Source organism: Pantoea rwandensis (assembly GCF_000759475.1).
GTDB classification, from domain to species: domain Bacteria; phylum Pseudomonadota; class Gammaproteobacteria; order Enterobacterales; family Enterobacteriaceae; genus Pantoea; species Pantoea rwandensis_B.
In genome coordinates, this window is sequence record NZ_CP009454.1 from 1615035 (window position 1) to 1637758 (window position 22724).

Below are 22724 nucleotides of genomic sequence, written 5' to 3' on the forward strand. Positions count from 1 at the left end.
TTTTGTCCTTTCATCAACCAAATCACAACGGAATTTAAACTCGTTGCTGAACGGAAATAATTAACTTTACTTCGAAGTCTTCAGGAATATAATGGCGCCAACTTCAAACAGGAGAATTCAGTTGGACAGTCACCCTTTTAGATGGCAACACAAGGCAAGCTGACGCGCGAATTCTTTTGTCGCTGCTTGCCAACACGGCGGGCAGCAATCCTCTCTCCTTTCTGATGATTGTTCCCTTTTAAACGATAGTAGCGGATAGATATCCGTGGGGATTTCATCATGCACATGATTTTAAACGCACTTTTTCCTCCGCCTCGATGCGCGCGCTGATCTTCAGCGTGCAGAATTAACCGCTGTTATGGCGCGTTTCAGCACGTCCATAGTCAGGCTAACTGGCAAATCTGGACTGACTGAAGATCGCTCTCTGCGGCATCATTGACATCGTCATCGCTATTTCTCGTTATTTTAACGAGCGAATTTCTTCGTCTTTTATTTACGGGAGGTAATATGGAAATTCCCGATAGGTTATTTTTAATCATCTAACGCATCGTCGTTAATTTAATTTATCCCCGTTAATGTGCTCCCCGCACAGGGACTGTTATTGCCGTAATAAATAGAGGAATGTCATCATGACTGACATGAAACTCAACCAGGAAAAAAAATCCTGGAGCAACGCACGCCCGCAGCGTCAGAAAACGCCGCGCTATCTGATTGAAGATGAAGCCGGTTTCACCGCCGATGAAACCCTGGTTCGCCTGCGCAGTGATGCGCTGGGCCTGAGCGAACGCGAAGCCGAAGCGCGTCTGGAAGTCTATGGCCGTAATCAGGTGGCGCATGATAAAGCGCCGCACGCGCTGATTCAGCTGATCCAGGCATTCAATAACCCGTTCATCTACGTATTAATGGCGCTGGCAGCGGTGAGTTTTTTCACTGACTACCTGCTGCCATTACGTAAAGGCGAGGAGACCGACCTGACCGGTGTCATCATCATTGTGACGATGGTAACGCTCAGCGGTTTGCTGCGCTTCTGGCAGGAGTTCCGCACCAATAAAGCCGCGCAGGCGTTGAAATCCATGGTGCGCACCACTGCCACCGTGCTGCGTCGGGAATCTGCCCAACAGCCCCCGGCTAAACAGGAAGTGGATATTGCCACTTTAGTCCCCGGAGACATTATCTATCTGTCTGCTGGCGATCTGGTGCCTGCCGACGTCCGTTTGCTGGATTCGCGTGACCTGTTTATCAGCCAGGCGATCCTGACCGGTGAATCACTGCCCGTTGAGAAATATGACGTTACGGGCCACGTCACCAGCAAAGGCGCGGGAGCGAGCGATCACGGGGCTTCACTGCTGGAACTCGGCAGCGTGTGTCTGATGGGCACCAATGTCTCCAGCGGTAGCGCCAAAGCCGTGGTAGTAGCAACCGGCGGCGAAACCTACTTTGGCAGCCTGGCGAAATCGATTGTCGGTAATCGCTCGCAAACTGCTTTTGATCGTGGCGTGAACAGCGTCAGCTGGCTGCTGATTCGCTTTATGCTGGTGATGGTACCGGTCGTGCTGTTGATCAACGGGTTAACCAAAGGTGACTGGCTGGATGCCTCGCTGTTTGCGCTGGCAGTGGCGGTGGGTCTGACCCCGGAAATGCTGCCGATGATTGTCAGTTCCAACCTGGCAAAAGGTGCGATTGCCATGTCGCGCCGCAAAGTGATTGTTAAACGGCTGAACGCGATTCAAAACCTCGGCGCGATGGACATCCTGTGTACCGATAAAACCGGCACGCTGACCCAGGACAACATCATTCTTGAGCATCATCTGGATTGCGCTGGAGTGGAAAATTCGCGCGTACTGATGCTGAGCTGGCTCAACAGCCACTATCAGAGCAGCACGCCGAATCTGATGGATCGCGCCATTCTGCGCTACGGCAAAGATCGTGTGACGGCGGACATGGGTGACTATTACGCCAAAGTGGATGAGCTGCCGTTTGATTTTGTGCGTCGCCGTGTATCGGTTGTGGTTCGCGATCGCCGGCTCAATCAACAGATGCTGATCTGCAAAGGTGCCGTAGAAGAGATGCTGAGCATCGCTACGGCTGAGCGTGAAGGAAAACTGATTCAGCCGCTCGACGAAAAACGCCGCGCTGAATTGTTAGCACTGGCCCATCAATACAACGAGCAAGGATTCCGTGTATTGCTGGTGGCGAGTCGTGTACTGGAGGAGCCGGGCTTGCAGCAGGCGCTGAGCGTCGCAGATGAGCAAGGGTTAACCGTGGAAGGGCTGCTGACCTTCCTCGATCCGCCTAAAGAGAGTGCCGCCAAAGCCATTACCGCGCTGCGTGACAATGGCGTGAGCGTCAAAGTGCTGACCGGCGATAACCCGGTGGTCACTGCACGGATTTGCCAGCAGGTGGGCATTGATAGCGGCGAGATCGTGACAGGCGATCAGATTGCGATGATGAGTGACGAACAATTGGCGGAGGCGGCAGCACACAGCGCGGTGTTCGCCAAACTGACACCGCTGCAGAAATCTCGCATCTTGCGTGCATTGCAGCAGCAAGGACACACCGTCGGTTTCCTCGGCGATGGGATTAATGATGCGCCAGCTCTGCGTGATGCCGATGTCGGGATTTCAGTGGATAGCGCAGCGGACATCGCCAAAGAGTCTTCTGACATCATCCTGCTGGAAAAGGATCTGATGGTGCTGGAAGAGGGGGTGATGAAAGGGCGTGAGACCTTCGGCAACATCATCAAGTATTTGAACATGACGGCCAGTTCCAACTTCGGCAATGTGTTCTCTGTGCTGGTAGCGAGCGCCTTTATTCCGTTCCTGCCGATGCTGGCGATTCATCTGCTGATTCAGAACCTGATGTATGACCTGTCTCAGCTGGCATTGCCATGGGACAAAATGGATCGTGAGTTCCTGCGCAAACCGCGCAAATGGGACGCGCGCAATATCAAACGCTTTATGCTGTGGATTGGGCCAACATCATCAATCTTTGATATCACGACGTTTGCTGTGATGTGGTACGTATTTGCCGCGAATACGCCGGAAATGCAGTCACTGTTCCAGTCCGGTTGGTTTGTAGAAGGATTGCTGTCACAGACGCTGGTGGTGCATATGCTGCGCACCCAGAAAATTCCTTTCATCCAGAGCCGCGCCGCGTTACCGGTACTGCTGACCACGGCATGTGTGATGATTGCAGGCATCCTGCTGCCATTCTCCCCATTGGGGCACATGGTGGGATTGACGCCGTTGCCGTGGGCTTATTTCCCATGGCTGGTTGCGACGTTGTTAGGTTACTGCGTGGTCGCGCAGGGCATGAAAATGCTCTACATCAAACGCTTCGGCCAGTGGTTCTGACCCCATGGAGGCGCTATGCGGAATCGGAATCTTAATAAAGTGGTGTGCCATCTGCTGATCATGATGGTGGTCATCGTCGTGCTAACGTTGCTGTTTCGTTAGTCAACCAGGGGCAGGTTATCCTGCCCTTTTCGTCTTTAAACTGCGGGAAGGGACAAATGAGCTATTCAAAACGTGCGTTAATTATCGGTGCTTCAAAGGGGATTGGATTAGCCGTCGTGCAGCAACTGCTTGCTGACGGTTGGGACGTCACCGCCACCTATCGCAGCACTGCCGTTTCGTATCAGCATGAAAAGCTGCGTTGGCTACCATTGGATATTACCGTTGCCACTCAGCGTGAACAGCTACTCTCGCAACTCAAGGGTGAGCAGTTTGATCGGGCGCTGATCAATGCGGGTATTCTCGGCCCAGATTCGATGGAGTTGATTGCCACCAGTGATGAAGAGTTAATGCAACTGTTTATGACCAACAGTGTTGCACCGGTGCGTATGGCTGAAGGCCTGTTACCCTTGCTGTCGGAAAAACAGGGCGTGCTTGGCATCACGACATCGCGTCTCGGCAGCCTGACGGAAAATGCCGAAGCGATTCGACCCTATTACTCTGCCAGTAAAGTCGCGTTGAATATGCTCAGCCGCGCTCTGGTTCAGCAGATGTCTACGCGGGGCACAACTTTGCTCTCATTGCATCCGGGCTGGGTCAAAACCGATATGGGCGGGGATGATGCGGATATTACGGCGGTCGAAAGTGCTCAAGGGTTAGTGGCGCAACTGGATCGCTTTGTCGGGCAGGGCGGGCACCACTATGTCGATTACAGCGGCAAGCAGTTAGCCTGGTGATAGTAAGCGCCTGCTGACCGCTGCCAGCAGGCGACTTCTTTACTCGTCGGGTTGGTAGTACTGCACACCAATCTCGATACGTTCACGCCCACTGGCTACGCGATGTCGGTTGCTGTCGCGCAGCGAGTAGATGCAGCCGCAATACTCCTGCTGATAGAAACGCTCGCGCTTGCTGATCTCGATCATGCGTGATGATCCACCGCCTTTACGCCAGTTAAACTCCCAATACAGCATGTCGGGATAGTGCGCTGCCGCACGCACGCCGCAGTCATTAATCTGCTTCATATCCTTCCAGCGCGAAATGCCCAGGGAACTGGTGATCACCGGGAAGCCATGTTCATGGGCATACAGCGCAGTGCGTTCAAAGCGCATGTCGAAACACATGGTGCAACGGATGCCTCGCTCCGGTTCCCACTCCATGCCGCGAGCTCGATCAAACCAGTTATCTTTATCGTAATCGGCATCCACGAAAGGCACACCGAACTGCTCAGCAAAGCGGATATTCTCCTCTTTACGCAGTTCGTACTCTTTCAGCGGATGAATATTTGGGTTGTAAAAGAAGATGGTGTAATCGATACCGGAAGCCAGCATCGCTTCCATCACCTCACCCGAGCAAGGGGCGCAGCAGGAGTGCAACAGCACTTTGTTGTGACCGTTGGGTAAAGGCAAGGGCTGGCGTTTGAAGGTGTCAGACATAAGTGAAAATGGTTAATGAGTGTTGGGCGAAGTGTAAGTCGATATCGAGCCGGACGCAAAGCGGCAAAAACGAAAAAGGCCGCAATCGCGGCCTTTCGGGACTTTGTCAGAAGAAGTTATTCGGTCACTTTCTTCTTCAGATCGCTGGCACCTTCTTTGGTTTTATTCCAGCCTTTAGTCGCACCTTCTTTGGTAGCATCCCACCCTTTTTCAGTGCCTTCTTTGGTTTTGTTCCAGCCTTTCTGTGCGCCTTCGCTCACTTTGCTGCTGGTGCTGTCGCTCTTACCTTCAACAGCATGCTTGGCTTTCAGCTTCTGCTCTTCGCCCTGATGCTGCGCCTGATGCAGCTTCTCTTTGGCGGTGTTTGCGCCCGCTTGTGCGTTCGCGACGGTGTCGTCAGTTGCATGTGTGGTAGCGGCAAACGCCGAAGAAGCCAGCAGCAGGGCAGATACAGCAATAATTGTCTTTTTCATGAATATTCCCTCATCAATCGCTCTGTGAGTTATGAGCGTAGTTAACAATGGCACGCTCTGCCAGAATTGGCTCCAGGAATAACCTTAATTGAATCATCGGGTTTGGAGGATGGGGAAATTGTGTACTTCAGTTCATGTCACCTTACGCATGCCTAAAAGCTGTTCTGGGTGCTAAATGTTGTGACTCACCCCAGATAAAGAGACGCAACACTTTACCTACGAGAGTTAAATGGGAGATTTTAGGTCCATATTAAGTTAAGAAAAATTCTCAAGGAGATGAGGTAAAAGTGAAGACTGTTGAAATCCTGCAATACCGATTGAAAGCGGGTACTGGTGAGTCCTTCCATTAAATCATGTGTAATACCAGCGTTCCCCTTCACAACCGGCAGGGCATTCGTATTATCGCTTTTGGTTGTTCTCGCCATGATGCCGATAGTTACTTTCTGATGCGCGCTTTTGAAAATGAAGAACAGTTGAAATCTGTGCTTGAGGATTTTTACGCCAGCGAAGCATGGCGAAGCATGGCGAATGGGGCCACGAGAGGAGATCATTGAGCGGATTGAGGTTAGTCTTAAATCTGTGCTTTTGCTTTCGGAAAGTGCGATAGCTGAGATAAGAAAAAGCTTCGAATCGGTATAAGGGAATTGCCGCTCATATTGAGTTGCAGTACAGCTTAAACGATTGTTGCAGGTTTACACTCAGTGATTAGCCAGCCGCATGCTGGCTTTATCACTCTTCATCCCGTTCTTTAGCGGCACGCTGGCGGTCGTAATACTCATCTTCAGCAGAGATAATTTCGTCCAGCAATGAATCCATATCCACAGCATGAACTTCTTCTACAAACAGACCGGTTAAAACGGTTTCAGGCGTCAACTTGCCGTCTTCGAACAGCTGCCAGATCTCTTTGGCATAGCGCGTTTCCAGAATCTGTGGCGCAAACTGACCGTAATAGGCGGTGATGTTGTTCACATCGCGCTCAAACATCGATTCGGCGTGGTTATTGGCCGCGGCATCCACTGCTTGAGGCAGATCGATGATCACAGGACCGTGCTCATCCTGGAGTACGTTAAATTCCGATAGATCGCCATGCACAATCCCGGCACATAACATACGTACGATATTGCGAATCATCGTCGCAAAATCAGTCAGTGCTTCCTGTTCCGATAAAATCACGTCACTGAGACGGGGTGCCACGGCGCCTTCAGCATCCGTAACCAGTTCCATCAGCAGCACGCCGTCGAGACACATATAAGGCTCAGGTACGCGAACGCCAGCTTTGGCAAGACGGAAAAGCGCGTCGACTTCTGCGGTATGCCAGACTTCCTCTTGCTGCTTGCGGCCGAATTTGGAGCCTTTCTGCATCGCACGCGTACTGCGGGAGTTGCGAACTTTACGCCCTTCCTGATACTGCACGGCTTGTTTAAAGCTGCGTTGCGAAGCCTCTTTGTACACTTTGGCGCATTGGACTTTGTCACCGCACATCACAGTGTAAACGTCAGCTTCTTTGCCGCTTTTCAGACGCTGCAGCACGTTGTCGATCAGGCCATCATCGACCAACGGTTGGATTCGGTTTGGAATTTTCATGCGGCTTTATACCTTATTTATTAGGCTTTCCGCATCAAGAACATGGTGAGTTGCATGGGAAAAACCAAACAAGCATCGATAGTTGCAGAAGCCAGTTACATCATCCCATAAAACCACTGGCACAAAAAAGCCCGTAAGGCTTTCACCTTACGGGCTTTTAGGACTTCATCGGATGACTCTGGTGTCACCGATGGAGAATTTTGGTGGGCTGGCGGAGTCTGAATAAGTTTCGCAAGCTCATGAAATTAAGTGTTTTTCGCCAATTCAACTTTGTTCCGTGTACCTAAACGTGTACCAATTATTGGATCTCATACCCCGGAACGGCTTCGTTAGGATACCGAGTGCTTGGCGCTAAATCCAAAATAAAATGATTTAAGGGAAAAGTGTTCACACTGTTCACTTTTGTTTTTTATTCATCAAATTCATTTGGTTAGGTGGTGAAGGGTTTGAGGCAGGATGTACACGAGTGTGCATTAAAATGATAATTTTCACCTGAATTATTGGCAATCAGGCTAAACCTGTTTAAATCGATTATATTCAGTGTTCATGTTGGCTGCTAAAAGGCTTCAATGTTCCTTTAAGCAATCTCGCAGCGGTATTATGGTTTTTTATAAGCGGCCAATAAATCAGAATTGCTTTGCAACCTAAAATAGATTGCATGCAAAATGTTCGATGGATGAATGAGCGGTATAAATTCCGCTCATTATTAACAACCAAGTTTTAGTCTGTAAAATAGATGAGGTTCTGTTCGTAAGTTAAATCATCTTATTATTACGAAGTTCATTAAGGATTGAAAGATATCCATCACACATAAAATCAATAGCCACTTCAATATCGAGGACAGGAAAGTTACATTGTTTTCCAAAAACGGATTCAAATATAGTTCCAAGGCTACGCCCATGAGTATCAAAACTAGTGATTCTGTAAAGTGGATATAAATAAGCTAAGCTATTGTTTTGAGGATTCTTCAATTTTCCCAGCAAGCTTTTTACGTCAGGAAGTGTACTCGGTTTAGACGATTGCGGGTTTACGGTTTCTAACTGATTGCCGTATTTTTGCATGAAATTACTCCAAGCAGGATCTTGAAGATCATTGATTAACTTTCGGTACTGCTCCGAAAAAGTATTTTTCTGCTCTTCATATCGAATAGCCATCTGTGACAAATCATCGAAGATATAGAGGTTGATAAAGAAAGGTTCTAACAATGAGCGAGATAAAACGTGTGTTAAGTATCTTTCATCAACAGTACAGCTTGTTGATAGATTGATGTTGATATTGAACATAGTACCAGTCAAAGAATAGAAGCGAAGGAGTTCTTGAATGAAGAAACCAGTCGCATCCGTTTTTTGAGTTAATGTTTTAATGTAAGTAATTTCAGATTTAAATGTGTTAAAACTTGCGCCCATGATTTTTCCTTAAAGTGCTATTTATGTTTTATAAATAATCGGTTTACAAGTGGATTAGAGAGTTGAATTGGCCTTATCTCAATCATCACTTAAAAACTTTAACCTAACATATCAGAAAGTTGATGAAGAAATGATGATATTACAGCTTGTATGATGAGGGAATAAATAATTGCTAAGAACCGAAATGCCTCTCTTTACTGGTATTAGGTCTGACTACTGTGAGTAATCATATCAGTTTTATGCGACATCAAATATAAAAACCGGTCTGAGCCGGTTTTTATATAGTGGGAATTACCGATTACACACTGGCAACCAATCTGCCTCGCTGTCCTCATGTAACGTCAGGTTGGTTTGTATGCCGTTATTCGTCCGACGTTTGAGCAGCGCTCGCTCATACTCTTTAAGCGTCTGCGGCACCGCTTGGCCGAAAGCCGTCAGACTGAGCGGGTGTTGATGCCCTCGCGATTCCATAAACGACAAGTACGCATGATAGAGATAGCGCTTCGGGTTAATCGGGCGAATATTGGCGTTACCGATAAACAGCCCGTTCGGCGTGCTCAACGGCATCAGGTAGCCACAGAAATCAACCAGTGGATCGGCCTGACGTTTTATCTCCAACGCTTCGCCGGATGTTTGCTGCGCCTGTAACAGCTCGCGCGCTTCGTCAGGTGACGCGAAGCGCTGCATCAGATGACGAACAATGACGGCCAGCTCGTTGCTAATTTTATCCAGTAGCTGCGGATCGCGCTCTTTTGCCGGTATCACCTCCGGGAAGGTTAGGATTACCCGGCGACGCGACACGCCGCCGCTGCGATCGCTGAAACGCATTGGATTATTGTTCACCGCCAGAATCACCGCCGGGATTTGAGTTGAGTACGGATCGCGATACTTGGGATCGATAGCGACAGCATCGCCGCCGGTGATTGCCTTAATGCCGGCGCCGTCACCGCTCCATTTCTCCTGATCGGGCAGAATAATCAGCGAGAATCCGACCACGCTGGCGCGTTCCCGCGATGATTCCAGTGTGTCGATGGTGGCTGACGTGGTGTTATCGCGGCCAGCGAGCAGAGTGGCGATCGACGCTAAAACGCTTTTTCCGCTTCCACCTGGACCAGTTACCTCCAGGAACATCTGCCAGTCGTAGCGGTTTGCCAGCACCATAAATAACGCCGCGAGGATGCGCTCCTGCTTGTCGTGATTGTGTCCGGCAGCCCGCGTTAACCAGCGGTAAAAGTGAGGCGCGTGGTCTGCGAGATTTTCGCCAGGACGCGGCGCGGAGTAGTTCACGCTGTTGACCGTGCGCAGCCAGTTCTCGCGGCGGTGCGGGCTGAATGTGCCGTTAGTCGTATCAAATACCCCATTACGAAAACCAATCAGGCGGCGCGCCGGTTCGCCCATCTGCGGCACCATCAGCTTTAGCGTATCGAGTACGCTACCAATCCCGGCTGCTGAAAACGGTGCGCGCACCTTCTGAAACAGCGCTGCGATTTCGCGGCGCAGCATCTGCACCGGCATCACCTGCCACGCGCCGTTCTCGTAACGGCAAATTTCCTCCCCGACGGGTGGAACGGCCAGTGCCTGCCCGTAGTGATCGACCAGCAGCTCCGCCTTTTCGCTGGCGCTCATAGCTTTGAGGTCTGCCTCGCTTACTGACTCAAACGGGCTTGGTTTATGAGGCTGAGTGAAGGAGGCGAGAAGAGCCTGCGTCGTGATGTCGCCCTGAGCCTGCCAGACGTCGTTCCAGTCGCCGGTTTTTGGCGGTAAAGCAGCCTTGCCTTTGCACGCCTTCGCGGCTTCATCTGCCTTTAGTTGACCAGTGCCGTTTTCATCGCGATCGGCGGCAATCAGCATCAGCGCATCTGGATTGGCTTTACGCAGCTGTGCAGCAAGTGACGGCAGATTATTCGCGCTGAGCGCAATATAAACCGGCTGCCCTGTTAGGCGCTGTACCGTCAGGCCGGTTGCGTAACCTTCTGTGAGCCACAGCGTTTTGCTGTCAGGTTCGCCCGCAAAGTGATAAGCGCCTTTCACCTGTCCGCCGGGCAGGGTGCGCTTGTCGCCATCGGCGCTGATAAGCTGGACGTTAACGGCGTTGCCGGTTTCGTCGGTCAGCGGCACAAGCAGATCGCCAGTCGCAAAGCTGATACCACCACAGCGCAGACCGGCAGCCAGCGTCAGTGCCTGCGTGCCGTGCAGCCCTTTTGACAGTAAGTAGGCGTTGTCCGTGCGTCTGACGGCAGCGGCGATCAGTTTCTGCGCCCGTGCGGCGGCATCGGATTGCGCTCCGGCATTTGTTTCTGTTTTCACCGGCACAACTTTTGATGCCGGTGGCAGAGCGCCGAGCATATCGGCGATTTTTAGTGCTGCCTCTTTAGCGCTGACGTCGAGCGCCTTTTCTACCAGATTCAGGCCGTCACCGGCTCCGCACTGATTACAGTGCCACGTCCCGCGCCCATCCTGATTATCAAAACGAAAACGATCTTTACCGCCGCACACCGGGCATGCGCCGTGTCTGCCGCTGGCATGAATGCTTATGCCAAGCGCGGGCAGCAGTTGCGGCCAGAATCCGGCGGCCGCTTTTACCGTGTCAGAGACAATGTGTTTCATCTGCTCGATCTCCCTTAATGCAACGTGGCGCGGCGGGTTGCGGCAAGCTGGCTACAGAACAGCTCATCCATCATGGTTGCGCCAAGGCGAGTCAGGCGCGGTGGCGCGGTCAACAAATCAGGCTCAACCATATCGCCGAGAATCGTGCAGGCCATTTCCATTCCGGCTTCCGCCCCGTGGCGGCGCACATAAAACCCTTCCAGCTCAAGCGCGATGGTCATCTGTAGCTCGTCGAGCGTTGCTGTAACGGTAATGCCCAGCGTTTTGCAGGCATTGAGATAACCCTGTGCCAGCGCACGGCGGTAAACGGCGGTGCGGACTTCAACGGGTAAGCAGGAATTATTAGCGGTCATCATGGCGAGCCTCCGTGGCAAGAATCAGGGAATCACAGGTTTCAACAACTTTACCGAGCTGATCGGTCAGAAGGGCAACGACAGAGGCCAACGCGGCGCTGTCCGGTACGCAACTTGGGGCGCTGAGGCAATTAACCGAATCGAACATGTCGAGTACGGTCACGCCAACCGAGTGAGCGTGCAGCAGGCGCAAATAGTCGGCATGAAGAATTGAATAGGTGCTGCGGCTGTTGGTGAGTTCAGCAAGCGTATTCATGCTGCCACCGCCTGTACCGGCACTCGGCCAGCAAAACACAGGACATAGTCGCGAATGAAGTTAGCGCGGGCAGTGCGCTCGTCTTTTGCAGCAAAGCGCAGCATGCAGGGACGGGCAGCGCGATCGGTGCGGCGCACAGCGGCAAAAATAAAGGTGAATTCAGGGTGAGGGGCATTAAGAACCATAGTCATGATGACTATCTCCAATAAGTAGCTATCACAGCTACCACCAGAGTTCCTACGCTCAAGGGTGGTAGCCCAGACGGGGGTAGGAATACCGGCCTTATTGGAAACCGGCCAGCCCGAAGGCTGCCCCGCCTGAGCCACCATTATTTTGACGGCACAACGGCATAAGAACCGCTGCGCTAAAAAATGGCGCACTAAGGCAACGACGTAAAAAAACACGCATGGCGCGTGTTGTGTCGCCAATAAGTAACTCGGGTTCCTACGCCCGGCTGCCGATTTTGCGGCAGCGCGAAAACTGTATAACGACCGCTCGCCAGAGAAAAGGCTTTTTTCGTTCATTACAGCGTTTTCCTTAGCAATCGGTTAGGACTTGATCGGACTGCTGCGGATTTGATCGGAGTTTGCTGTTAGTTCTGTTTCTACCTCGTTTAGCAGAGTCGGCTTTATTACCAAGTACCGAAATATGGCCGTGCATTCCACTGTTAAAGGCCGGTAATGCTGCAGGCTTATTACTGACCGCGCTTATGAGGCTTTCGGCGATGTAGGCCGCTTCATCTTTGGTTAGAGGGAATGAGTTAATGCCAAAGTTTAAGGTGATCATGCAGCACCTCCGGCGCGTTGTGCGATGCGCGACTGCATCCAGCCATCAATTTCAGATGCCAGCCAGGCAACGTTTTTACCACCGAGGGAAATCTGCGACGGAAACTGCTCACGGCTGATTAGGTCATAAATAGTTGAGCGGGACAGGCCGCAGGTGTTGATCACTTCCGGCAGGCGCATAAAGCGATCGCGTGGATAAGAAACCTCGCCAGCAAAAGGCATCATTGGGGTTGAAGCGGATGAAACTGCGTGCATGGTGTTACCTCATAATGAGTCCGGCCGGTGCTGCCCGGTTCCGGGTGTGTCTTTGGGTAACTCCCTATTTTGAGAATATTTTACCTAATGTAAACAACCCCTTGCACGGTGGTGCTTGGCTGAGATATGAACAATAAATCTTCAGTTGGTTAATATAGGTATATATAGGTTTATGTAGGTATTTGGGCGTTTGCCGTGTGAGGTTTGATAACCAAAATCAATTGATTATCTCTAATCAACAAGAAAAAACTGTAGATTGGCTTGCCAGAAAAAGGCTGATTTTTTTTAGAGCAGTGAAGACTAGTGAACACTGAGTGAAGACTTAATCTATAACTGTTCACTGCTTTACTTACTGTATTTACTATCTTTTTTATCTTAGTGAACAGTAGTGAATAGTTATATAAGAACTAAAAGTCGTTAAAGCATAAGTTAGGCAAGATTTCGGGTTTGTTTGCTGAGCGACAGGCAGAAAGCAATGAAATGATTCGTCCGTTGGTACACGACAGAATGTGCTCATCCTTTACAGACGATGCGAGACAATGATGAGCACTACAGAAAATAAACCTGCGTCACTGATTCGATTTGAAAAAGCGCGCGCCGAGCACACGGCAAAAATGACGACGTATAACACTGTCGCTGCTGACATCACCCGTTGCGAAAAAGAACGTCAGGAAGCTATTGAGGCGGGTAAAGAAGCTGAGAGCAACTGGCGTACTAATTTCCGAAAACTGCGCGGTAATCTCACTGAGGAACTTCGATCCGAACATTCGCAACGCATCGCCAGCCGCGAGTTGGCCGATGAATTTGCGGGATTGCTGAAAGAACTGCAATTGGATAAGCAGTCTGCCATGTTGAGCTGCTGCACCAGTGGTAAAGAGTACGTAGATTCACACAGCACTGCCTTCACTGAATTTGCGGATACACACTGGCAATCGGCGATGCGTAACGTAAGCCCTTCGTTGCTATGGGCGATCAAACTGCGCATCCAGCGTGAAAAAATTTCCTCAACCTTTGTCGGAGACGATCGCGACACTATTCGCGACATCGCCGCGCTTGTAGGGGAAGCTTTAACGCGGGCAGCGGCTGAATTACCTGAAAGTATTCTTCATGAAGCTCCATTACTGGAGTCCATCGGTGTTAGCCGTCCGGCGCTAACTGGCGTTGATATGGAACTGTATAGTTCACCTTCAAGCCGCAAAAGACTTTGTGCATCAATTCGTGAACAGCGTGCAAAACTGCAAGAGGGCAATCAGCCATGATGCATTGCCCTTACTGCAAAAGCCCGGCGCATGCAAAATCCAGCCGCTACATGTCCGAACAGGTAAAAGAGCGCTATCACCAATGCACTAATCTGGATTGCTCCTGCACTTTCAAGACGAATGAGAGCATTACTAGAGTCATCACCGCGCCACCGCCGGAACCCGTTGAGGAAGTCGTGCCGGTGCCGATTAAGGAACGGCAGACGTTAGGCCGATACGGCTCAGCATTTCGTAATACTCATTAGCCTTACAGCCGCTGCCCCGACAGCGGTTTTTTTGTATCTGCAGTTCGCCGTTTGAAAGCCTTTTTTCTGGCAAGCCGGTTTGTAAAGAGCCATGCATGCATAGAGTGCATGGATTCGCATGCAAAATAATGCGTTAGTGGGATAGGTTCAAGCCATACAGGGCGCGGCTTAGATGGCTTTATGCACCTGCATGAAAAGCGATGCATAAAGCGGGCAGGCGTGGCGGGGATAGCATTGCGCGCGATGAGGTTTTCAAGGTTTGAAACACCTTTACTAAGGTTCACTACAAATATGTGTATTTGAACTGCTATTGAAAAATTCTAAACATAAGTGTAATTAATCCTAATCAATACAAGGGAGATGGGAATGGAAGAAGAAAGCGATTTAGATCGGCTAAACACTGAGTGGGTCACTGTAAATGCAATCCGAGGCATGGTGAAGCTAGCCACTAATAGTGATATGGCTAAATCAACATATTCGAATATTTTGGACTTGGGGGGAGTTCTTTATCCGGAGTTGTTAGGGCCAGAAACAAGCATCTTAAGAAGAGAGTTTGAAAGTGATCTATGTAAGGAATATAGACAGAAATCACAGCTTTTGTCCCTTAGAAGAAACATTGAAGTTCCAGCAATAGATATTGTTAATACTGATATAGAAGAATTAAGAGGGTTACTTAGTCTAGCAACTAATAGTAGTAGGGTAGATCAATTAAAAAAACGGTTAATCCAACTCAATAATGTGAAAGATGAGTTAATTATAAAGCCCCACACTGAGACGCAGCTTATTTTTAGAGATGCCTATAATGTGGACCGAGGAATAAAAAGTTTAGCTAGCAGTCAAGCAGCAAAAGACTTCCGCTTAACGGATGATAAAGCATTAAGATTGCGCGTTCTGCATCCAGAGCGACCAGAGCACATTACAGGGGCCGATATTATATATGAAAGGCATGATATAAAAAATGAAAGAATAAGCATAGTTGCTGTTCAATATAAAATATGGGAGAACAGGAAATTACCTTTTACGGATGAACGAATGCTATCCCAAATTGATAAAATGAAAAAATTCCTTTGCGATAAAGATGCCTGCTGTGCAGGAGGTGGAGACCAACGCTACAGATTCCCTTTTTGTTCAGCATTCATTCGGCCAACCGATAAACTGCAAAAAGCAGACCAAAAGCTTATATCTTATGGTGAACATCTCCCGATATGTAGCATTCAGGACTGTTTAACATTAGGGCCAAAAGGTGGTGTTTTACTCGAATATGATTCATTTAAAGATGTTTCGTTGTCGAGTGAAATGTTTGAAGTTCTTTTTAATAGAGGAAAGATAGGCTCAAGATCGTTTAGCTATAATGAGATTGAATTAATGTATGAGCAGGTGAAAGTTACCGACTATGGAGATCGTGTAATAATTTACGCGCAAGAAATAAATAATTGAAAAGGAGTTGTTATGAAACTTAATTCTCTAATTGTTAAGAACTTTAAGGGTATATCCTCAGAGACGAAAATATTAATTGATAATGTTGTAATCTTAATAGGTAGAAATAATTGCTGTAAGTCCACTATTTTAGATGCTTATGAAGCTTATCATTCAATTGGATCGGCAAGAAGTATTGATGATTTTCATAATCGTGATGAGAGTATCCCTATCGAAATTACAGGCGTTTTTGTCGATATTACTCAGGATGATATCGATACGATTGGTAGAGAATGGCATATTGCGAATGATCCTGATTTTGGAGAATGTGCAAAATTCAAAATTGTATGGAATAAAGCAGATGAATCAGGGAAAAAGTTTAGTTTTAGTAATAAAATTAACGATTGGAAGGAAGGGGGAGCCGGAGGGTGGAATACAATGCTGGCAAGTAGGCTACCAACTCCAATCAGAATAAATCCAAACGACTCACCTTCAACACTTGAACAGATTGTAAAAGACCTAATAGCATCAAACGCTCTAAAAAAAATAAAAGCCGATAAGTCTAAAGTCTCAAAGATATTAGGTGAAATACAGGCTTTAGCAAAAGAAATAGAAGTTGAGCTCGACGATAGTATTAAAGAAATAAGTCAAGGTATTGAAGATAATGTTGAGCTAATGTTTAATGGTTTAAAAGTTAGGTTTGAAACTGGGGTGGGTAAATTTGAACCTGAAAAAGCTATAAAAGAAGGAAGCCGATTTTATTTTGAGACTAATGGAAATGGCTCACCTTTAACGCATCAAGGCTCAGGCGTTCAGCGCGCGTTTTTATGGGCGTCCATTAAAACGTTAAGTTCGCGTGGTATGCTAAAAAAAGGCAAGACTGCAATTTCATCTGAAAAGCCTAAAATACTTTTAATTGATGAGCCCGAAATGAATATGCATCCATCTGTAATAAGATCGGTTAGTGAAGCTATTTATTCACTGTCAGAACTGCCAGAGTGGCAAATTTTATGCACTACACACTCGCCTATTTTTATCGATCTCACAAACCCGCACACCACACTTATTCGGGTCAGTAATGAAAATAATAAACTTGGTTATTTTCAAACTGATAAGGTTAGTTTTAGTGAGGTTGAAAAGGATAATATAAAAACCTTGGTGAAATGCTGCCCTACCGTTAATGAGTTCTTCTTTTACGAGAATGCGTTTCTTGTCGAAGGAGATACTGAATTTTTAGCTTATCAGCATTTGATTTCAGCTGAAAAATTGAATCACAAGTATTGTGTTATTAATTGTAGAGGTAAGGCAAACATACCAACTTTTATTAAAATATTTAATCAGTTTGAAGGTCGGGCAATAGCGGTACATGACTTAGATGAAAAATTTAATGATGGTGGTAAAAAGAACGCAATGTGGTCAATAAATTATAGTATACGTAAAGCCGCAGATGATACAAGTATGAGAGTTAAAACCTTAGTTCATTACCCTGACTTTGAGGGGTTTTATTTTGGCGAAAAACCAACAAAGGATAAGCCATATAATCTTTTCAAACACATTACTAATAAGGACTATGATGTTGATGTAAAGTATGATTTATTCAGGAATTCTTTAAAAAGAATTGAAGATGGTACCCATTCAGGGCTTTATGATTCCGAAATGGACTTTAAAAAAAGATGGGATGATATTTAATCTCCCACCACGTAAATATTAGGGGGTTAAGGTTTGTTATATACTTTATTCCCCCACCACTCCATGAGTTCTTTTCTTTGATCTAAATATGTTGAGCGGTTATAAGCTCTGCGAACTTCATTTTTATCACTATGGGCTAATGCTGCTTCAATAACATCAGGGTTGAAACCCGCCTCATTTAATGCGGTACTTGCAATCGACCGTAAGCCATGAGCAACAAGTTTTCCGCCGTAACCAATGCGCTTTAAGGCCGCATTTGCAGTTTGGCTATTCATTGGTTGCTTAGGATCGTTTCTGCTTGGAAAAACGTACTGTCGGTTAGCACTTATAGGACGCATAACCTCAAGAATCTCCAGAGCTTGTTTCGACAATGGAACGACATGTTCTCGCTTGGCCTTCATGCGATCAGCTGGAATAACCCAAAGTTTCATATCGAAGTCGATTTCCGCCCATTGTGTGCCGGAGGCTTCTGCTGGTCTTACTAAGGTAAGAAGCTGCCACTCGATTAAACAGCGAGTGGCGACTGAGAGATTGGACATCACTAATGAGCGCATCAGCTTGGGCAGTTCTTCCGGGCGTAATGTTGGCATGTTTTGTTTTTTTGGCTTTTCGAAAGCCATCCCGACACCAGAAGCTGGGTTTGCATCAATCAAACCGGTGTTAACCGCATAAATCATGATCTCGTTGATGCGCTGCACTAAGCGGCGAACTGTCTCAAGCGCCCCGCGAGCTTTAATCGGCTCCAGTGCTTCAACGATCGTTCTGGCTTTGAGTGTTTGAACAGGAATCTCACCAATAGAAGGGAATATGTCTTTCTCCAGCGATCGCCAAATATCCTTGGCGTAATCCTCAGTGACGCTTTTGCTTTTAAGCAGGAACCACCTCCCGGCCACAACCGAAAAAATGCTATCCAGCTCGATTTGGCGTTGCTCAGAAACTTCCTCTTGCTGCTTCTGCGGGTCGATCCCTTGTGCAAGCAGCGTCAAATATTGGTCACGCATTTGGCGTGCGACAGCGAGCGTTAGGGCAGGGTATGAACCAAGGCTGAGGTTTGTACGACTGCCGCTTTCTGGCCGCTGGTAGCGAAAACGCCACAGTTTTTTACCGGATGTTTTTACGAGCATGAAAAGCCCGTCGCCATCGTGCAGCGTGAAGTCCTTTTCTTGAGGCTTAGCTTTGAGGATTTCGTTGTTGGTGAGGGGGCGTGTCATCCGCGCCATGACTGGTTTCCGTCCATAATTGGTACACGTTTTTAGGTACACATTATAGCGTGTACCTAAACGTGTACCAATTATCTCTGGATTCAGGCGGATCGTCTCGGAAGATTACAGACACAAAAAAGCCCGCAGGGCTTGTGCCGTGCGGGCTTCTAGGACTTCTACGGATGACTCTGGAATCATCTTCGAAGGATTTTGGTGGAGCTGGCGGGAGTTGAACCCGCGTCCGAAATTACTACACCGTCGGTACTACATGCTTAGTCAGTCTTTACATTCGCCGGCCAGCTGCGGACAGACACGCCACTGACAAACTAGCCTGATTAGATTTAGTGCTTCAACCCCAGGCAAGGCATCCACACGATCTCTTTTGGGTTTGACCTCTCTTGATCCCCGTCTTAAGAGCGGAAGCTAGGGAGAGAGGGCTCTTGGCAGGTTATTAAGCTGCTAAAGCGTAGTTTTCGTCGTTTGCGACTATTTTTTTGCGGCTTTTAACGAGGCAAACCGCCCCTCGACATGCACCTAAGGCTTCACAATCCCGTCGAGTCCAGAATCAGCCCCAAGAACTTCTTATACTACAGAAAAGTGACGGTTGAATCCAGTGCTTAACGCTTTGAATTCTTCATAATACGTGCTTTATCCATCTGCCATTCGCGATCTTTCACATCGTTACGCTTGTCGTGTTCTTTCTTACCGCGCGCCACGCCGATCTTCAGCTTGGCCCAGGCGTTTTTCCAGTACATCGACAGTGCAACCACGGTGAAACCTTCGCGGTTCACACGACCGTAAAGCGAATCGAGTTCGCGCTGCTTCAGTAAAAGCTTGCGACTACGCGTGGGATCACACACCACGTGTGTAGAGGCAACGGCCAGCGGCTGGAAGGTGGAACCGAACAGATAGGCTTCGCCATCGCGCAGCAAAATGTAGCTGTCGCTGATGTTGGCTTTACCGGCGCGGAGTGATTTAACTTCCCATCCCTGTAGCGACATCCCTGCCTCGAACTCTTCTTCAATGAAGTATTCGTGGCGAGCGCGTTTGTTGAGGGCAATAGTGGCTGAACCGGGTTTGTGAGCTTTTTTCTTTGTCATAGTGCGGCGTAGTCTACATCACTCAGTCTGTGGGCGCATCCCCCTGTCCTGGGGGCGGTAAAAAACACTCTATTTTAGCACAGCTGGCAAACCCGTGAATTTTGTTTGGTGTCCGAAAATGGTATTATTCAACGGTTTTGTGATGAACAGGAACCATTATGGCCCAGATTAGCCGTTCGGCGTTGGTCCCCTATAGCGCTGAGCAGATGTACCAACTCGTGAATGATGTGGACGCTTATCCTCAGTTTCTTCCGGGCTGCACCGGCAGCCGTGTATTGGATAATAGCGGAAATCAGATGACGGCAGCGGTAGATGTCTCTAAAGCAGGCATCAGTAAAACCTTTACTACCCGCAACACGTTGATCAGCAATCAGAGCATTTTAATGCAGCTGGTTGATGGCCCTTTTCGTAAGCTGACCGGTGGGTGGCACTTCACGTCTTTAGGTGATGATGCCTGCAAAGTTGAGCTGAGCCTCGACTTCGAATTCACCAATATGTTGGTGGAGATGGCGTTCGGTCGTATTTTCAAAGAACTGGCCAACAGTATGGTGCAAGCGTTCAGTCAGCGCGCGAAAGAGGTTTACCGTGCCTGATATCACCGTTGAGGTAGTTTATGCGCTGCCCAACAAGCAGTACCTGCGTTCGGTAACGCTGGAAGAGGGCGCGACCGTCGAGCAGGCGATTAAAGCCTCGGGCTTGTTATCACTGCGCAAAGACATCGATCTGGCAAGCAATAAGGTGGGCATTTTTAGCCGGCCGGTAAAGCTAGGTGATGGCGTTCAGGATGGTGACCGCGTGGAGATTTATCGTCCACTGATTGCGGATCCCAAAGAGATGCGTCGCCAGCGAGCAGAACGTTCGGCGAGCAATAAGTAGCGGAATTACAGACACAAAAAAAGGCGCTTAAGCGCCTTTTTTGTTGCCGTTCACTTAGCCTTCACTGCCAGTGAGTTTCGGTTTGTTATCAATGTTGGTCAGCGTACCGTTGCTGTCAAAGGTCAGCGTCAGGGTTTGCTGCTTCACGCCTTCATGGCCCGGTTCCTGACGGAACACGTAATACCAGACATTGCTGCCAAACGGATCGTGCATCATCGGTGTGCCGAGAGTGTAGGCAACCTGCTGCTGCGTCATGCCGGTGTGAATCTTCGAAACATCGTTGGCGACCAGGTAATTGCCCTGATTGATATCCGGACGATATACAACGCGCTCAAGGGTGGAACATCCGGCGGTCATCATCAACATTACCACTGCCGCGGCAGTCAGCGTTTTACAGCGCATCTATACATTCCTTTTCTGGGGCCAAACGCCTTTTGTCAGGCTGTTTTGTTGCCATCAAATTCTGAACTCTGCTTACGGCAGGCTTTATTATGGCGATATAACTGCCGATGATAATAAACCTTTGTCCTATTGGAAACCTCTACAGAGCAAGCATATGACCACCGGGCCAGAAAAAAGTGCGAAATCAGGCTGCTAAAAGTTCTTTTGCATTGGCCAGCGTATTGCGCGTGACTTCGCTACCGCCTAACAAACGAGCCAGTTCCTGCAGGCGGGCTCGTTTATCCAGCGGCTGCATATGGGTTTCGGTCATCTCGCCATCGGTCTCTTTGCTGACGTAGAAGTGCTGATGTCCGCAACCGGCAACCTGTGGCAAGTGCGTCACACACATCACCTGCGTGGATTCACCAAGTTGACGCAGCATCTGACCGACGACCGCTGCGGTTGGGCCGCTGATACCGACATCCACTTCATCAAAGATCATGGCCGGCGTTTCCATTTTCTGAGCGGTAATCACCTGAATCGCCAGCGCAATACGCGAAAGCTCACCACCCGAGGCCACTTTGCCCAGCGGTTGTAACGGCTGGCCAGGGTTGGTGGTCACACGGAAATCAATTCGTGTGGCGCCATCCGCCGTGAGTTGATCGGCTTTGAACTCCAGCTCAATGGCAAACTGACCGTGCGGCATCGACAGGGTACGCATGCTTTGGGTGATCAGCTGGCTGAGTTCATGCGCAGCCTGCTGACGCAGTTGATGCAGTTTTTCCGCGCAGGCGACGGCCGCCAGATGGTGTGAACCGACTTCGTTTTGCAACGTTTCTTGATCGCTCTCTTGTTGTGAGAGCTGTTCTGCTTCGTCCAGCAACTGCTGATACAGCACCGGCAACGTCTCTGGCGACACATGATGTTTACGAGAGAGGGCAATCTGGCGTGACAGACGTTGTTCCAGTTCATGCAGACGGTTGGGATCGAGATCCAGACGTTCGCAATAGTGGCGCAACTCATCGCTGGCTTCGCTCAGTTGAATCGCTGCCTCTTCCAGCAAATTGAACACGCCGCTCACTTTGTCATCCAGCGACACGAGTTCGCCCAGCATATTGCGCGCGCTATACAGCAAGCTTTGCAGGTTGGTGTCATCGCTATCGGCGAGAATTTGCAGTGCCTGCTGACTGGTAGAGAGCAGTTGTCCGCTGTTGGCGAGGCGTTTGTACTCTTCATCAATCTGCTCAAATTCGCCCGGCTGCGGGGCAAATTCATTAAGTTCTTTCAGCTGATATTGCAGCAGTTCACGGCGTGCTTCACGCTCCTGCGACAGCTGTTGATGCTGAGCCAGCGCACGACAGCTTTGATGCCAGCGCTGGTAGTGCTGACGCATCTCATCAAGCAGGTCATCATGGGCCGCGTAAGCATCCAGCAGATGTTTTTGGTGATCCGGCTTAAGCAGCAGCTGGTGGGCATGCTGGCCGTGGATTTGAATCAGCAGCTGACCCAGCTCACGCAGTTGTGACAGCGGCACCGAAGTGCCATTGATGAAGCCACGGGAACGGCCATCGGCGCTGATCACGCGGCGCAGCAGGCATTCGTTGCCCTCATCGAGCTGATTGTCCACCAGCCAGCGCTGGGCGGAGGGTGAAGCTTTGAGCTGGAAACGCGCGCAGATATCGGCACGACTGGCACCCTGACGCACCATATCTGCTTCAGAGCGGCCGCCCAGGCACAGGCCCAGCGCATCAATTGCGATGGATTTACCTGCGCCGGTTTCCCCCGTGATCGCTGTCATCCCACGATGAAAGTCGATCTCCAGTTCACGAACGATAGCAAAGTTACTGATGGTCAGTTGTGCCAGCATGAAATCACCTGTATGTAAAAACAGATATGGTTTTTCATACAGTATAAACTGGTTTTTTATACAGTAAAGTGGCTGGCGGTGATTT

General features: G+C 49.0%; 22 protein-coding genes and 1 other RNA gene. 8 read left to right on the forward strand and 15 right to left on the reverse strand.

Annotated features, from left to right (window positions below):
* Positions 1 to 629: 629 nt before the first annotated feature.
* Complete coding sequence (gene mgtA, locus LH22_RS07365) at positions 630 to 3353, forward strand: magnesium-translocating P-type ATPase (protein WP_038645304.1); 2724 nt, start codon at positions 630 to 632, stop codon at positions 3351 to 3353.
* A 158-nt stretch (positions 3354 to 3511) separates the two neighbouring features.
* Positions 3512 to 4189, forward strand: coding sequence for an SDR family oxidoreductase (locus tag LH22_RS07370; RefSeq protein WP_038645306.1), 678 nt, complete (start codon positions 3512 to 3514; stop codon positions 4187 to 4189).
* 39 nt (positions 4190 to 4228) lie between these two features.
* Here the strand turns inward: LH22_RS07370 and LH22_RS07375 are convergent, their stop codons facing one another.
* The 10 genes from LH22_RS07375 to LH22_RS07425 all read right to left on the reverse strand — a co-directional run bounded on the left by LH22_RS07375 (position 4229) and on the right by LH22_RS07425 (position 12604).
* Positions 4229 to 4885: an epoxyqueuosine reductase QueH gene (locus LH22_RS07375; RefSeq protein WP_038645309.1), complete on the reverse strand. Its 657-nt coding sequence runs from the start codon at positions 4883 to 4885 to the stop codon at positions 4229 to 4231.
* Positions 4886 to 5001: 116 nt separating this feature from the next.
* Positions 5002 to 5358, reverse strand: coding sequence for a hypothetical protein (locus LH22_RS07380; protein ID WP_038645311.1), 357 nt, complete (start codon positions 5356 to 5358; stop codon positions 5002 to 5004).
* 729 nt (positions 5359 to 6087) lie between these two features.
* On the reverse strand, positions 6088 to 6942 hold the full coding sequence (locus tag LH22_RS07390; protein WP_038645314.1) for a PA4780 family RIO1-like protein kinase: 855 nt from the start codon (positions 6940 to 6942) through the stop codon (positions 6088 to 6090).
* Between the two features lie 755 nt (positions 6943 to 7697).
* Positions 7698 to 8348 carry a hypothetical protein gene (locus LH22_RS07395; protein ID WP_038645316.1) on the reverse strand — a complete coding sequence of 217 codons (651 nt, stop codon included), beginning with the start codon at positions 8346 to 8348 and terminating at the stop codon, positions 7698 to 7700.
* A 291-nt stretch (positions 8349 to 8639) separates the two neighbouring features.
* Positions 8640 to 10955: a primase-like DNA-binding domain-containing protein gene (locus LH22_RS07400; protein WP_038645318.1), complete on the reverse strand. Its 2316-nt coding sequence runs from the start codon at positions 10953 to 10955 to the stop codon at positions 8640 to 8642.
* 14 nt (positions 10956 to 10969) lie between these two features.
* Positions 10970 to 11311, reverse strand: coding sequence for a DUF5375 family protein (locus LH22_RS07405; RefSeq protein ID WP_038645320.1), 342 nt, complete (start codon positions 11309 to 11311; stop codon positions 10970 to 10972).
* On the reverse strand, positions 11298 to 11564 hold the full coding sequence (locus tag LH22_RS20135) for a hypothetical protein (protein ID WP_071845601.1): 267 nt from the start codon (positions 11562 to 11564) through the stop codon (positions 11298 to 11300). Before LH22_RS20135 ends, LH22_RS07405 begins: the two co-directional genes overlap by 14 nt.
* A complete protein-coding gene (locus LH22_RS07415) occupies positions 11561 to 12088 on the reverse strand; it encodes a host cell division inhibitor Icd-like protein (protein ID WP_038645324.1) in 528 nt (175 codons plus the stop codon). The genes LH22_RS20135 and LH22_RS07415 overlap by 4 nt, the downstream gene beginning before the upstream one ends.
* A 13-nt stretch (positions 12089 to 12101) precedes the next feature.
* A complete protein-coding gene (locus LH22_RS07420) occupies positions 12102 to 12350 on the reverse strand; it encodes a hypothetical protein (RefSeq protein ID WP_038645326.1) in 249 nt (82 codons plus the stop codon).
* Positions 12347 to 12604 (reverse strand): helix-turn-helix transcriptional regulator, encoded by a 258-nt coding sequence (locus tag LH22_RS07425; protein WP_038645328.1) that lies wholly within the window; start codon positions 12602 to 12604, stop codon positions 12347 to 12349. The genes LH22_RS07420 and LH22_RS07425 overlap by 4 nt, the downstream gene beginning before the upstream one ends.
* 509 nt (positions 12605 to 13113) lie before the next feature.
* On the opposite strand from LH22_RS07425, the gene LH22_RS07430 reads away from it, so the two are divergent.
* The 4 genes from LH22_RS07430 to LH22_RS07440 all read left to right on the forward strand — a co-directional run bounded on the left by LH22_RS07430 (position 13114) and on the right by LH22_RS07440 (position 17213).
* Complete coding sequence (locus tag LH22_RS07430) at positions 13114 to 13863, forward strand: hypothetical protein (RefSeq protein WP_240474696.1); 750 nt, start codon at positions 13114 to 13116, stop codon at positions 13861 to 13863.
* Positions 13860 to 14108 carry an ogr/Delta-like zinc finger family protein gene (locus tag LH22_RS20140; protein WP_071845602.1) on the forward strand — a complete coding sequence of 83 codons (249 nt, stop codon included), beginning with the start codon at positions 13860 to 13862 and terminating at the stop codon, positions 14106 to 14108. Before LH22_RS07430 ends, LH22_RS20140 begins: the two co-directional genes overlap by 4 nt.
* A 366-nt stretch (positions 14109 to 14474) precedes the next feature.
* Positions 14475 to 15545, forward strand: a complete 1071-nt coding sequence (locus LH22_RS07435) for a hypothetical protein (protein ID WP_038645329.1) — start codon at positions 14475 to 14477, stop codon at positions 15543 to 15545.
* Between the two features lie 12 nt (positions 15546 to 15557).
* Positions 15558 to 17213, forward strand: a complete 1656-nt coding sequence (locus tag LH22_RS07440; RefSeq protein WP_038645331.1) for an ATP-dependent nuclease — start codon at positions 15558 to 15560, stop codon at positions 17211 to 17213.
* Positions 17214 to 17239: 26 nt separating this feature from the next.
* Here LH22_RS07440 and LH22_RS07445 read toward each other — a convergent pair whose 3' ends face one another.
* From LH22_RS07445 to smpB, 3 genes are all read right to left on the reverse strand, one after another.
* Positions 17240 to 18433, reverse strand: a complete 1194-nt coding sequence (locus LH22_RS07445) for an integrase domain-containing protein (protein ID WP_038645333.1) — start codon at positions 18431 to 18433, stop codon at positions 17240 to 17242.
* Between the two features lie 193 nt (positions 18434 to 18626).
* Positions 18627 to 18988: a transfer-messenger RNA gene (ssrA, locus tag LH22_RS20145) on the reverse strand.
* 44 nt (positions 18989 to 19032) lie between these two features.
* Positions 19033 to 19515, reverse strand: coding sequence for an SsrA-binding protein SmpB (smpB, locus tag LH22_RS07450; RefSeq protein WP_034825578.1), 483 nt, complete (start codon positions 19513 to 19515; stop codon positions 19033 to 19035).
* Positions 19516 to 19673: 158 nt separating this feature from the next.
* On the opposite strand from smpB, the gene LH22_RS07455 reads away from it, so the two are divergent.
* Positions 19674 to 20108 (forward strand): type II toxin-antitoxin system RatA family toxin, encoded by a 435-nt coding sequence (locus tag LH22_RS07455; RefSeq protein WP_034825580.1) that lies wholly within the window; start codon positions 19674 to 19676, stop codon positions 20106 to 20108.
* Complete coding sequence (locus LH22_RS07460) at positions 20101 to 20391, forward strand: RnfH family protein (RefSeq protein ID WP_038645335.1); 291 nt, start codon at positions 20101 to 20103, stop codon at positions 20389 to 20391. Before LH22_RS07455 ends, LH22_RS07460 begins: the two co-directional genes overlap by 8 nt.
* 54 nt (positions 20392 to 20445) lie before the next feature.
* On the opposite strand, the gene bamE is transcribed toward LH22_RS07460, so the two are convergent.
* Both bamE and recN read right to left on the reverse strand, forming a co-directional pair.
* A complete protein-coding gene (bamE, locus tag LH22_RS07465) occupies positions 20446 to 20793 on the reverse strand; it encodes an outer membrane protein assembly factor BamE (protein ID WP_038645338.1) in 348 nt (115 codons plus the stop codon).
* A 184-nt stretch (positions 20794 to 20977) separates the two neighbouring features.
* Complete coding sequence (gene recN / locus LH22_RS07470; RefSeq protein WP_038645339.1) at positions 20978 to 22639, reverse strand: DNA repair protein RecN; 1662 nt, start codon at positions 22637 to 22639, stop codon at positions 20978 to 20980.
* Positions 22640 to 22724: the final 85 nt, after the last annotated feature.

Coding starts and splice junctions, on each gene's coding strand:
- mgtA (WP_038645304.1), top strand. CDS start 630: ATGACTGACATGAAACTCAACCAGGAAAAAAAATCCTGGAGCAACGCA.
- LH22_RS07370 (WP_038645306.1), top strand. CDS start 3,512: ATGAGCTATTCAAAACGTGCGTTAATTATCGGTGCTTCAAAGGGGATT.
- LH22_RS07375 (WP_038645309.1), bottom strand. CDS start 4,885: ATGTCTGACACCTTCAAACGCCAGCCCTTGCCTTTACCCAACGGTCAC.
- LH22_RS07380 (WP_038645311.1), bottom strand. CDS start 5,358: ATGAAAAAGACAATTATTGCTGTATCTGCCCTGCTGCTGGCTTCTTCG.
- LH22_RS07390 (WP_038645314.1), bottom strand. CDS start 6,942: ATGAAAATTCCAAACCGAATCCAACCGTTGGTCGATGATGGCCTGATC.
- LH22_RS07395 (WP_038645316.1), bottom strand. CDS start 8,348: ATGGGCGCAAGTTTTAACACATTTAAATCTGAAATTACTTACATTAAA.
- LH22_RS07400 (WP_038645318.1), bottom strand. CDS start 10,955: ATGAAACACATTGTCTCTGACACGGTAAAAGCGGCCGCCGGATTCTGG.
- LH22_RS07405 (WP_038645320.1), bottom strand. CDS start 11,311: ATGATGACCGCTAATAATTCCTGCTTACCCGTTGAAGTCCGCACCGCC.
- LH22_RS20135 (WP_071845601.1), bottom strand. CDS start 11,564: ATGAATACGCTTGCTGAACTCACCAACAGCCGCAGCACCTATTCAATT.
- LH22_RS07415 (WP_038645324.1), bottom strand. CDS start 12,088: ATGAACGAAAAAAGCCTTTTCTCTGGCGAGCGGTCGTTATACAGTTTT.
- LH22_RS07420 (WP_038645326.1), bottom strand. CDS start 12,350: ATGATCACCTTAAACTTTGGCATTAACTCATTCCCTCTAACCAAAGAT.
- LH22_RS07425 (WP_038645328.1), bottom strand. CDS start 12,604: ATGCACGCAGTTTCATCCGCTTCAACCCCAATGATGCCTTTTGCTGGC.
- LH22_RS20140 (WP_071845602.1), top strand. CDS start 13,860: ATGATGCATTGCCCTTACTGCAAAAGCCCGGCGCATGCAAAATCCAGC.
- LH22_RS07435 (WP_038645329.1), top strand. CDS start 14,475: ATGGAAGAAGAAAGCGATTTAGATCGGCTAAACACTGAGTGGGTCACT.
- LH22_RS07440 (WP_038645331.1), top strand. CDS start 15,558: ATGAAACTTAATTCTCTAATTGTTAAGAACTTTAAGGGTATATCCTCA.
- LH22_RS07445 (WP_038645333.1), bottom strand. CDS start 18,433: ATGGCGCGGATGACACGCCCCCTCACCAACAACGAAATCCTCAAAGCT.
- smpB (WP_034825578.1), bottom strand. CDS start 19,515: ATGACAAAGAAAAAAGCTCACAAACCCGGTTCAGCCACTATTGCCCTC.
- LH22_RS07455 (WP_034825580.1), top strand. CDS start 19,674: ATGGCCCAGATTAGCCGTTCGGCGTTGGTCCCCTATAGCGCTGAGCAG.
- bamE (WP_038645338.1), bottom strand. CDS start 20,793: ATGCGCTGTAAAACGCTGACTGCCGCGGCAGTGGTAATGTTGATGATG.
- recN (WP_038645339.1), bottom strand. CDS start 22,639: ATGCTGGCACAACTGACCATCAGTAACTTTGCTATCGTTCGTGAACTG.